8 protein-coding genes are annotated in these 10,968 nt (G+C 70.8%); 2 read left to right on the top strand and 6 right to left on the bottom strand.

Translation table 11 applies throughout. The annotated features are described in order from the left end of the window. Positions 1-206: 206 nt before the first annotated feature. The gene (locus ABZV06_RS28440) at positions 207-1,175 is read right to left on the bottom strand and encodes a chlorophyllase (protein WP_355237297.1); all 969 of its coding nucleotides are present in this window, start codon (positions 1,173-1,175) and stop codon (positions 207-209) included. A gap of 74 nt (positions 1,176-1,249) precedes the next feature. Further along, positions 1,250-2,299, bottom strand: a complete 1,050-nt coding sequence (locus ABZV06_RS28435; RefSeq protein WP_355625286.1) for an aldo/keto reductase — start codon at positions 2,297-2,299, stop codon at positions 1,250-1,252. Between the two features lie 90 nt (positions 2,300-2,389). Here ABZV06_RS28435 and ABZV06_RS28430 point away from each other — a divergent pair, with 90 nt between their 5' ends. Continuing rightward, the gene (locus ABZV06_RS28430; RefSeq protein WP_355625284.1) at positions 2,390-2,851 is read left to right on the top strand and encodes a MerR family transcriptional regulator; all 462 of its coding nucleotides are present in this window, start codon (positions 2,390-2,392) and stop codon (positions 2,849-2,851) included. Between the two features lie 144 nt (positions 2,852-2,995). After that, entirely contained in the window at positions 2,996-3,169 is a 174-nt protein-coding gene (locus tag ABZV06_RS28425) for a hypothetical protein (protein WP_355625282.1), read from the top strand. Positions 3,170-3,222: 53 nt separating this feature from the next. On the opposite strand, the gene ABZV06_RS28420 is transcribed toward ABZV06_RS28425, so the two are convergent. From ABZV06_RS28420 to ABZV06_RS28405, 4 genes are all read right to left on the bottom strand, one after another. Continuing rightward, positions 3,223-4,338: an acetate kinase gene (locus tag ABZV06_RS28420; protein WP_355625280.1), complete on the bottom strand. Its 1,116-nt coding sequence runs from the start codon at positions 4,336-4,338 to the stop codon at positions 3,223-3,225. Beyond that, the gene (gene pta / locus ABZV06_RS28415; RefSeq protein WP_355237312.1) at positions 4,335-6,404 is read right to left on the bottom strand and encodes a phosphate acetyltransferase; all 2,070 of its coding nucleotides are present in this window, start codon (positions 6,402-6,404) and stop codon (positions 4,335-4,337) included. The genes ABZV06_RS28420 and pta overlap by 4 nt, the downstream gene beginning before the upstream one ends. A gap of 265 nt (positions 6,405-6,669) precedes the next feature. After that, complete coding sequence (locus tag ABZV06_RS28410) at positions 6,670-6,855, bottom strand: DUF6104 family protein (RefSeq protein ID WP_139582193.1); 186 nt, start codon at positions 6,853-6,855, stop codon at positions 6,670-6,672. Between the two features lie 120 nt (positions 6,856-6,975). After that, positions 6,976-10,722, bottom strand: a complete 3,747-nt coding sequence (locus tag ABZV06_RS28405) for a multifunctional oxoglutarate decarboxylase/oxoglutarate dehydrogenase thiamine pyrophosphate-binding subunit/dihydrolipoyllysine-residue succinyltransferase subunit (protein ID WP_355237315.1) — start codon at positions 10,720-10,722, stop codon at positions 6,976-6,978. Between the last annotated feature and the right edge of the window lie 246 nt (positions 10,723-10,968).

Here is a 10,968-nt window from a genome sequence, read left to right as displayed (position 1 = left end):
CCTCCACGCCGACCACCGACATCTACACCACCACGTCTACCCTCTTTCCCTAACCACGCTCTTCCGTTCTCCCCCCGCCCCCCGCCCCCCGCCCCCCGCCCCGCGATCTTGCACTTTCTGTTGCCGATAAGCGAAGAGTGTCCCGTTATGCCGCGACAGTAAGTGCAAGATCGCGCAGGGGAGGGACGCGGGGAGGGACGCGGAGTTCAGAGGTGGTCGTCGAAGGTGGCGATGTCGCCGCGCGTCGCATCGGTGGGGATGCGCTTCCTGGCCTCGGCGTCGCCGTAGAGCGACCAGCGCAGGAACTCGACTGACGTGTCCGAGACGACCCGCAGCGTCGCGGTGTCGCCGAGCAGCGCCCGCCCGTGGTCGCCCTTGGGCAGGCTGAGCAGCGCCTTCGGCCAGGGCACCTTGTCGTACGCCGCCTTGCCCGCCGCGTAGTCGACCACCTCGTCCAGCTCGCCGTGCACGAACAGTTGCGGCGCGGCCGCACCGGCGAACGCGGTGCCCACCCCGAGCGCCGTGCCGGCGAACACCACACCCGCGTCCAGCCGCTCGTCCCGACCGGCGGTGAAGAGGCCGATGGTGGTCACCCCACCGGCCGAGTGCCCGGCCGCAGCCACGCGCTCGCCGTCCAGCCGGCCACGCAGTCCGTCGCCGGCCGTGCCGTCCAGCGCCAACACCTGGTCCAGCGCGTACGACACGTCGGCCGGCTGGTTGAGCACGTCCAGGACGTTGTTGTCGGCGCCCTTGGAGGTGTGCGGGAACGTCGGCGCGGCCACCACGAAACCGGCCGCCGCCCAACGGGTCAGCAGCTTGGAATAGTCGGCCGGTCGCCCACCCAGGCCGTGACTGAACATCACCACCGGGAACCGGCCCTCGGCGGCCGTCGCCGACCGCTTGGGCGCGCCGCCGGACTGCCCGGCCGCCGGGTACCAGAGCGTCGTCGGCAGCGCCCGGCCGTTCCGGTCCAGCTCCAGTTGACGTACGCCCACCGCGAAGGTGTTCTTCGGGGCCACTCCGGCGGCGACCTTCGGGGTCGGCGCGGCGGCGGTCGTCGGCTCGGCCGGCGGCGTCTGCCCGCTCGCGCTCGGGCGGGTGTCCGCTGAGCAGCCGACCAGGCCGGCGATGAGCACGATGCTGGCCATCAGTGCGGGAGTGACGCGTCGGGGCATGGACTCAATTGTGCCCTGTCCGACGGTGCGGGCCGGAGGGCTTGGGCGGGGTGTACGGGCCCGATCACCGCGGGTCAGGCTGCTGCCCGCTCGGCGAGAGGGCGTCGCCGCATGGCCGTGTCGGTCAGGGCGCGTGGGAGAAAGGCGGCGTTGGGGTTGTACCGGTTCGTCCCCGGCGGCACGATCTCGTCGATCCGGTCCAGCGTCGCGTCGTCCAGGGTGAGCGTGGCGCCCTTGAGCAGGTCCTCCAGCTGCGGCAGGGTTCGCGGCCCGATGATCGCCGACGTGACGGCCGGGTGAGCCACGGTGAAGGCGACGGCGAGCTGGGGGAGCGTACAGCCGATGCTTGCCGCCAGATCGACGAGCTGCTCGACGATGTCGAGCTTGGCGACGTTCTCGGCTATCGCGGGATCGAACTGTGCCGGCCGGAGCATGGCACGCCCGGTCGAGAGGTCGACGGGCTGGTTCTTGCGGTACCTGCCGCTGAGAAACCCGAACGCGAGAGGACTCCAGACCAGCACACCCATGCCGTAACGCCGGCAGACGGGCAGGGTCGACGCCTCGACCCCGCGGGCCAGGATCGAGTACGGGGGCTGCTCGCTGCGCAGGCGTCCGAGACCACGACGTTCGGAGACCTGGTGTGCCTCGACGATCTCCTCGGCCGGGAAGGTCGAGCAACCGAAAGCGCGGATCTTGCCGTCGCGGACGAGGTCGGTGAGCACCGCGAGCGTCTCCTCGATGTCGGTCGAGGGGTCGGGACGGTGGACCTGGTAGAGGTCGATCCAGTCGGTGTCCAACCGCCGGAGGCTCCCCTCGACCGCCTTGAGGATCCAGCGCCGGGAATTGCCGCCCTGGTTGGGGCCCTCGCCCATCGGGAAGTGCACCTTGGTGGCGAGCACGACGTCGTCCCGGCGCCCGCGCAGCGCCTTGCCGACGATCTCCTCGGACTCCCCCCGGCCGTACATGTCGGCGGTGTCGACGACGTTGATGCCCTGGTCGAGGGCGGTGTGGACGATGCGGACGCAGTCATCGTGGTCAGGGTTGCCGACGGCACCGAACATCATGGTTCCGAGGCAGTGGGTGCTCACGTCGATGCCGGTGCCGCCGAGAGTGCGATAGCGCATGCCGATGCTCCTTTGGCGTTCTCGTGACGATCACGGTGGACCCTAGGAGCTAGAGCCGGCTCTAGGTCAACCCTCGTTACCCTGCTCGGCATGGCTGAGGTCACTGCGGGTCTGAGCATCGGACAGGTCGCCGAGCGCACGGGTTTGAGCGTGCACGCGCTGCGCTTCTACGAGCAGCAGGGTGTCTTCGTCAGCCCGATCCGTCGGGGAGTGGGCGGGCGTCGTAGCTACAGCGAGGACGACGTCGACTGGCTGACCGTCTGCATCATCCTCCGCGCCTCCGGCATGCCCCTGCCCGCGCTCCGCCGCTATGCCGACCTTGTCCGTGCGGGCGCGGGCAACGAGGAGGAACGTCTCGCGCTGCTCAAGGAGCACCACGGACGCGTCACGACCCAGCTCGGCCGACTCACGCAGTGCCTGGACCTGATCACCTTCAAGGTCGGGGTGTACGAGGACCTACTCGACCAGGAACGGTACGCAGCTGGGCGAGATCGTCCGCGTCCTTCGGTCGGCGGGGACGTTCCGGCATCCAGACCGGGTACATCTGCTTGAACTCGATCTGGGCCGCCACCGAGATCGTCGGCACGGTGAGCGCGCCGATCCGACCGGGAGGTCACCCTCGTCGGCCGGTTCGACTTCATGGGATCGCGGAGGTGGGGGCGGTGCGTCCGGTACGGCTTCGCTAGGGTCACCGGCATGGCTGAGAACTACACCGACCCCAGCGGCAACACCGAGGCGTTCCGCGCCTTCTCCCAGACGCCGGAGGCCGCCGTCCCGGCCGACGCGCCGTCCCGGCTGCCGCTCATCGTCGGCGCGGCGGTGGTCGTCGTGCTGCTGGTGGCCGTGGTCGCCTGGTTGACGATGGGCTGAGCCCTCGCGCGCCGAGGTGCCGAACGGTCGCGTACCCACCGGTCGGGGCGGCTTCAGTGCGCCCCGACCACGTCCCGGGTCTGCCGGGCGATCTCCCGCTCCTCGTCGGTGCGGATGACGCAGACGCTCACCTCGGCGTCGTCGGGCGAGATCACCCGGTCGCCCTCGCCGTCGTTGCGGGTGTCGTCCACGCTGATGCCGAGCCGTTCCAGGCCGGCCAGCGCGGCGGACCGCACCGGCGCGGCGTGTTCGCCCACCCCGGCGGTGAACGCGATCGCGTCGACGTGCCCGAGCAGGGCGTAGTACGCCCCGACGTACCCGGTGATCCGCCGGCAGTAGACGTCGAACGCCAACGCGGCGGCCCGGTCCCCGGCGGCCCGGCGTTGCAGCACCTCGCGCATGTCGTTCGCGCCGGTCAGGCCGAGCAGGCCGCTGCGGTGGTTGAGCAGGTCGTCGATCTCGTCGACCGACAGGCCGCCCTCCCGCCGCAGGTGGAAGATCACGGTCGGGTCGAGGTCGCCGCTGCGGGTGCCCATCACCAGGCCCTCCAGGGGTGACATCCCCATCGAGGTGGCGACGCTGCGGCCGTTCGTCACCGCGCAGGCGCTGGCTCCGTTGCCGAGGTGCAGGGTGATCGTGTTGAGCTGCTCGTACGGGCGGCCCAGCAGTTCGGCCGTGCGCCGGGAGACGTACGCGTGTGAGGTGCCGTGGAAGCCGTACCGGCGGATGTCGTACCGCTGCGCGGTGTCCCGGTCGATCGCGTAGGTCGCGGCGGCCTCCGGCAGCGTGTGGTGGAACGCCGTGTCGAAGACGGCGACCTGCGGTACGTCCGGCAGTGCCGCCCGAGCCACCTCGATGCCGGCCAGGTTGGCCGGGTTGTGCAGCGGAGCGAGCGGCACCAGATTCCTGATCGCGGCCAGCACCGCGTCGTCGACGAGCGTCGGGGCGGTGAACGTCTGGCCGCCGTGCACCACCCGGTGCCCGACGGCCGTCAGATTGCCCAGGTCCAGCCCGTCCAGGATCTCCCGGACCGCGCCCGCGTGGTCCGCCGGGCCGCCGCCGGGCTCGCCGACCCGCTCGACGGTGCCCTGGCCGAGCGTGCGGTCCCCGTCGTAGTGCCGCCACTTCACCGACGACGACCCGCAGTTGAGCACCAGGACCCGACTCATGACGCCTCCCCGGCGGCCGCCTGGATGGCGGTGATCGCCACCGTGTTCACGATGTCCGGCACCAGCGCGCCCCGGGACAGGTCGTTCACCGGCCGGCGCAGGCCCTGCATCACCGGGCCGACGGCGACCGCCCCGGCCGAGCGCTGCACCGCCTTGTACGTGTTGTTGCCCGTGTTGAGGTCCGGGAAGATGAAGACCGTGGCGTGCCCGGCGACCGGGCTGTCCGGCAGTTTGGTCGCCGCCACCGCCGGGTCGATCGCCGCGTCGTACTGGATCGGCCCCTCGACCAGCAGGTCGGGCCGGCGTTCCCGGACGATCGCGGTGGCCGCGGCGACCTTCTCCACGTCGGCGCCCGCGCCGGAGCTGCCGGTGGAGTACGACAGCATGGCCACCCGGGGCTCGATGCCGAACCGCGCGGCGGTGTCTGCCGACGAGATCGCGATGTCGGCGAGTTGGGCCGAGTCCGGGTCGCGGTTCACCGCGCAGTCGCCGTAGACCAGCACCCGGTCGCGCAGCAGCATGAAGAAGACGCTGGAGGCCACCGAGACGTCCGGGACGGTACGGATGATCTCGAACGCGGGTCGGATGGTGGCGGCGGTGGTGTGCGTCGCGCCGGACACCATGCCGTCGGCGTGCCCGGTGGCCACCATGAGCGTGCCGAAGTAGTTGGGCTGGGCCACGATGTCGTACGCCAGCTCGGCGGTGACGCCCCGATGGGCGCGCAGCCGCGCGTACTCGGCGGCGAACTCGTCGTGCCATCCGCTGCTGGTCGGGTCGACGAGCCGCGCGTCGCCGAGGTCGATGCCCAGTTCCCGGGTACGGCGGGCGATGTCGTCGGGGCGGCCGAGCAGCGTCAGGTCGGCCACACCCCGGCGTAGCAGGATCTCTGCCGCCCGCAGGATCCGATCGTCGGTGCCCTCGGGGAGCACCAGGTGGCGGCGCTGCGAGCGGGCCCGGTCGATCAGCTCGTTCTCGAACATCAGCGGGGTCACCCGCGTCGACCGGCTGACCCGGAGCCGGCGGGCCAGGTCGTCGGTGTCCACGCTTCGCTCGAACGCGCCCAGCGCGGCCTCCACCTTGCGCGGGTTGGCCACGCTGGGCCGCCCCTCGATCCGGCTGGACGCCTCGACCGTGTCGTAGCTGTCGCTGCCCACGGACAGCACCGCCAGGCCGGTGTTCAACCCCTCCACCAGCCGCATCACCCGGGGATCGGGCTGCTCGCCCAGGGTGAGCACCAACCCGGCCACCGACACCTGCCCGGCCACGTGGGCCGCGCTGGCGGCGACGAGCAGGTCGGCCCGGTCGCCGGGGGTGATCACCAGCGCTCCCTCGGTGAGGTGGCCCAGCAGGGTCGGCACGTGTGCCGCGCCGACCACGAAGTCCAGCACGTCCCGGCCGAGTGCGGCGTCGTCCCCGGCGAGCAGGGTCGCGCCGAGCGCCGCCGCCACCTCGGCCACCGTCGGCGCCGAGACGCTCGGCACCTCCGGGATGGCGTATGCGGGCACCGGCAGCTCCGGCAGCGTCATCGGCCCGGGCACCCGGTTGGCGATCACCGCGAGCACTGTCGCGCCCAGGTCGGCCACATCGTGGTACGCGCCGCGCATGGCCGCCGCGACGGCCGCCGGCTCCTGCTCGTAGCCGTCCACCACCGGCACCACGACGCTGCCGAACTCCGTGGCCAGCCGGGCGTTGAAGGCCAGCTCGCTGGGGTGCGCCGGGTCACCCGGTTCATCGAAGTCACTGCCCACGACGACGACCGCCGAGCACTGCCGCTCCACCGCCCGGTAACGCTCCACGATCGCCGAGATCAGCTCCTCGCGACGGCCGTCGGCGACCAGCGCGGCTGCCTCGGTGTAGGTCGCCCCGGCCAGCTCGCCGATCGGCAACTCGACCCGGTACCGCTCGCTGAGCAGGGCGAGGATCGGATCGGGCCCGACGTCGGCGACCAGCGGCCGGAACACGCCGATCCGTCCCACCTGCCGCGACAGCAGTTCGGCCAGCCCGAGAGCGATGGTCGACTTACCCCCGCCCGAACCGACGCTGGTCAGGTACACGCTGCGAGCCACAGGCCCACCCTAGAAGATCGCGAGTGTGCCGAGCCTCGTGGGCCGAGAAAGGGACCCGGGATCGGGCGTTTCGTCGGCCGGGCGGCGAGGTGTTGAGGTCCTCCTTTGCTCTGCTTCAACCCGCGCAACACCCGGTGTCCGGATATCGGACACCGGGTGTTGCGCCCGCTGAAGCAGAGCAAAGGAGGAAAGTCACAGGCGCCGACCCCTCGCCGGCAGCGTCGAGCCCGTCCCCGCCGAGGGCCACAGGGGTGTCTGCGGGCTGTCAGGCGTCTTCGTCGTCGGGGTCGTCCAGGCGGGCCAGGTAGGTCGCCAGGCGCTCGATGGGGGTTTCGAACTCCGGGTTGAGGTCGACGAAGTCGCGCAGGCGCTCGCCCAGCCACTCCAGGGTCACCTGCTCGTCACCCCGGCGTTCGACCAGCTCCTCGATGCCACGGTCGGTGAAGTACACGGCGTACGTCCTCGTGCTCGGCCCGGCGTGGGCCGGGTGGGTCGGTGATCGGATGGACCGACGCGAGCCGGGGCAGGACCGTGGGAACGGCCCTGCCCCGGCTGTCGCGGTGCGGTCAGGTCACGGGCGGGGAAGCGCCGCCTCGATGAGCGCGGTCTGCTCGACCTCATGGGTCTTGGCCGAGCCGACCGCCGGGGCCGCCGCGGCGGGGCGGGAGATCCGCCGCAGCCGAACGTCGGTGAGGTGCTCCAGCAGGTTGAGCGCGACGAACGACCAGGCGCCCTGGTTGGCCGGCTCCTCCTGCACCCAGGCGAAGTCCTCCGCGTTCGGGTACTGCGCCAGGGCGGCGCGGATCTCCTCCACCGGCAGCGGGTAGAGCTGCTCGATCCGGATGATCGCCGTGTCGGTGATGCCGCGCTCCTGCCGGGCCTGGAACAGGTCGTAGTAGACCTTGCCGGAGCAGAGCAGCACCCGCTTCACCGCTTCCGGCGCCGGGGCGGCGGTGTCGCGCAGCACCGGCTGGAAGGTGCCGGTGGTGAAGTCCTCCACCGAGGAGACGCAGAGCTTGTGCCGCAGCAGCGACTTCGGCGTGAACACCACGAGCGGCTTGCGCTTCGGCGACAGGGCCTGGCGGCGCAGCAGGTGGAAGTAGTTCGCCGGGGTCGTCGGGATGGACACCCGCATGTTGTCCTCGGCGCACATCTGCAGGAACCGCTCCGGGCGACCGGAGGTGTGGTCCGGGCCCTGGCCCTCGTGGCCGTGCGGTAGCAGCAGGGTGACGGCGGAGCGCTGACCCCACTTCACCTCACCGGAGGAGATGAACTCGTCGATCACCGACTGGGCGCCGTTGACGAAGTCACCGAACTGGGCCTCCCAGGCGACCAGCGCGTTGACGTTCTCCACCGAGTAGCCGTACTCGAAGCCCATCGCCGCGTACTCGCTGAGCAGCGAGTCGTGGACGAAGAACCGGGACCGCTCACCGTCGCCGGTGAGCGACTTCAGCGGCAGGTAGTCGTCGCCGGTGCGGGAGTCGACCACCGAGGCGTGCCGCTGGACGAAGGTGCCGCGCCGCGAGTCCTGCCCGGCGAGCCGGACGGTGACGCCGTCGTGCAGCAGCGCCCCGAGCGCGATGATCTCGCCGAAGCCCCAGTCGATGTTGCCCTCGACGGACATCTTGGAGCGCCGGTCCAGCAGTTGCTGGATGCGCTTGTGCGGGGTGAAGCCCTCCGGCAGGTTGACGTGCGCCTCGCCGATCGCCTTGACGACGGCGGCGTCGGTGGCGGTGTCGACCGCCGGCTCCGGCTCCTCCTCGCGGCGGGGGCGGTTGAGCTGGCGCGGCGTGGCGGCCGCGTCCCGGGTGGCCTTGAAGACCTTCTCCAGCTGCGCCTGGTAGTCGCGCAGCAGCTCCTCCGCGTCCTCCACGGTGATGTCGCCGCGACCGATCAGCTCCTCGGTGTAGAGCTTGCGCACCGAACGCTTCGAGTCAATGATCTTGTACATCTGGGGGTTGGACATCGACGGGTCGTCGCCCTCGTTGTGGCCGCGCCGGCGGTAGCAGACCATGTCGATCACGACGTCCTTGTTGAACGCCTGCCGGTATTCGAAAGCCAGCCGGGCCACGCGGACCACGGCCTCCGGGTCGTCGCCGTTCACGTGGAAGATCGGCGCCTGGATCATCCGGGCCACGTCGGTGCTGTAGAGGCTGGACCGGCTGTACTCCGGGGCGGTGGTGAAGCCGACCTGGTTGTTGACGACCACGTGCACGGTGCCACCGGTGCGGTAGCCGCGCAGCTGCGACAGGTTGAGCGTCTCGGCGACCACACCCTGGCCGGCGAACGCGGCGTCGCCGTGCACTGCCAGCGGCAGCACGGTGTAGCCCTCCAGCTTGAGGTCGATCCGGTCCTGCTTGGCCCGGACGATGCCCTCCAGCACGGGGTCGACGGCCTCCAGGTGCGACGGGTTCGCCACCAGCGACACCTTGACGACGTGCTCGCCGTCCGGGGTGGTGAACTTGCCGTTCTGACCCAGGTGGTACTTCACGTCGCCGGAGCCCTGCGTCGAGCGCGGGTCGAGGTGACCCTCGAACTCCGAGAAGATCTTCTCGTACGGCTTGCCGACGATGTTGGCCAGCACGTTGAGTCGACCACGGTGGGCCATCCCGATGACGACCTCGTCCAGGCCGTTCTCGGCGGAGGACTCCAGCATCTCGCCGAGCAGCGGGATCAGCGACTCGCCGCCCTCCAGCGAGAAGCGCTTCTGGCCGACGTACTTGGTCTGCAGGAAGGTCTCGAACGCCTCGGCGGCGTTGAGCCGGTTGAGCACGTGCTTCTGCTCGTCGGCCGACGGCTTCTCGTACTTGCGCTCGATCCGCTCCTGGATCCAGCGCCGCTCCTCCGGGTCCTGGATGTGCATGTACTCGATGCCGACCCGGCGGCAGTACGAGTCACGCAGCACGCCGAGGATCTCGCGCAGCTTCATCCGCTGCCGACCGGCGAAGCCGTTGACCGGGAACTCGCGGTCGAGGTCCCACAGGGTCAGCCCGTGCTGGAGGACGTCCAGGTCGGGGTGCTTGCGGATCTTGAACTCGAGCGGGTCGGTGTCGGCCATCAGGTGACCGCGCACGCGGTACGCGTGGATCAGCTCGTGCACCCGGGCGGTCTTGTTGATCTGACCCTCGGAGTTGACGGCCACGTCCCGCATCCAGCGCACCGGCTCGTACGGGATGCGCAGCGAGGTGAAGATCTGGTCGTAGAAGCCGCGCTCGCCCAGGATCAGCTCGTGCATCACCTTGAGGAACTCGCCGGACTGCGCGCCCTGGATGATCCGGTGGTCGTACGTGCTGGTCAGCGTGATGATCTTGCTGACGGCCAGCTCGGCGAGGGTGGCCTCGGACATGCCCTGGTAGGGGGCCGGGTACTCCATCGCGCCGACGCCGATGATCGCGCTCTGCCCCTGCATGAGCCGCGGCATCGAGTGCACGGTGCCGATGCCGCCCGGGTTGGTCAGCGAGATCGTGGTGCCGCTGTAGTCCTCCATGGTCAGCTCGTTGCGCCGCGCCCGCCGGACCACGTCCTCGTACGCCTGCCAGAACTGCCGGAAGTCCATCTGCTCGCAGCCCTTGATGGAGGGGACCACCAGGTTGCGGCTGCCGTCCGGCTTGGCCAGGTCGATGGCGATGCCGAGGTTGACGTGCGCCGGGCGGACCACGGCCGGCTTGCCGTTGGCCTCGGCGAACGAGTTGTTCATCTCGGGGTGCTCGACCAGCGCGCGGACCATCGCGTAGCCGACCAGGTGGGTGAAGCTGACCTTGCCACCCCGCCCGCGGGCGAGGTGGTTGTTGATCACGATGCGGTTGTCGACGAGCAGCTTGGCCGGGACCGCGCGCACGCTGGTCGCGGTCGGCACGCTCAGCGAGGCGTCCATGTTCTGGACGATCTTCGCGGCCACACCCCGTAGCGGCGTGGTCTGCGGGCCGTCGGAGCTCGGCGCGGGCGCCTTCGCGGCCGGCTTGGCCGGCGTCCCCTTGGCGGGCGCCGGGGCGCTCTTGGCCGGGGCGGCGGTCGGCGCGGGCGCCTTCGCGGCCGACTTGGCCGGCGCGGCGCTCGGGGCGGCGGCCGGCTGGCTCACCGTGGCTGCCGCCTCCGGCTGACCGTCCGGCTCGGGGGCTGCGGCCGGCTTGCCGGCGGGGTCAGCACCGCGCGGTGTGGCGGCGCCGGGCGCTGGCCGGTAGTCGGCGAAGAAGTCGTGCCAGGCCGAATCGACGCTCGTTGGGTCGGCGAGGTAGCGCTGGTACATCTCCTCGACGATCCACTCGTTCGGGCCGAAACCCGCCAGTGGGTTCTCCTGCGAAGTCTGCTGGGTCGACACGGCCGGTAATCGCCTCTTTCACGCGGGTTTGTGTGTCACGCGGTGCCCGTCACGTCCGATCAAGGAGAACGGACAGACGACTCCCAGGCTACGCCGTACGGATCGCCCCGGCATTTCCGCCTCGGTCGGGTGGCCCGATTCACAGAAGATGCCAGAAGTTCGGCAACCCCTGCGGTGATCGCCGCTGGCTGCTACGGCGGGACTGAGTATCCCGACGGATGTCCCGTGGGCGCTCCTACGCGAGGA

Origin of the sequence: Micromonospora sp. NPDC005172 (assembly GCF_040608555.1) — a bacterium.
Taxonomy (GTDB): domain Bacteria; phylum Actinomycetota; class Actinomycetes; order Mycobacteriales; family Micromonosporaceae; genus Micromonospora.
Note: the sequence above shows the minus strand (reverse complement) of the source record. Positions and strands in the feature narration are given on the sequence as shown.

Coding starts and splice junctions, on each gene's coding strand:
- ABZV06_RS28440 (WP_355237297.1), bottom strand. CDS start 1,175: ATGCCCCGACGCGTCACTCCCGCACTGATGGCCAGCATCGTGCTCATC.
- ABZV06_RS28435 (WP_355625286.1), bottom strand. CDS start 2,299: ATGCGCTATCGCACTCTCGGCGGCACCGGCATCGACGTGAGCACCCAC.
- ABZV06_RS28430 (WP_355625284.1), top strand. CDS start 2,390: ATGGCTGAGGTCACTGCGGGTCTGAGCATCGGACAGGTCGCCGAGCGC.
- ABZV06_RS28425 (WP_355625282.1), top strand. CDS start 2,996: ATGGCTGAGAACTACACCGACCCCAGCGGCAACACCGAGGCGTTCCGC.
- ABZV06_RS28420 (WP_355625280.1), bottom strand. CDS start 4,338: ATGAGTCGGGTCCTGGTGCTCAACTGCGGGTCGTCGTCGGTGAAGTGG.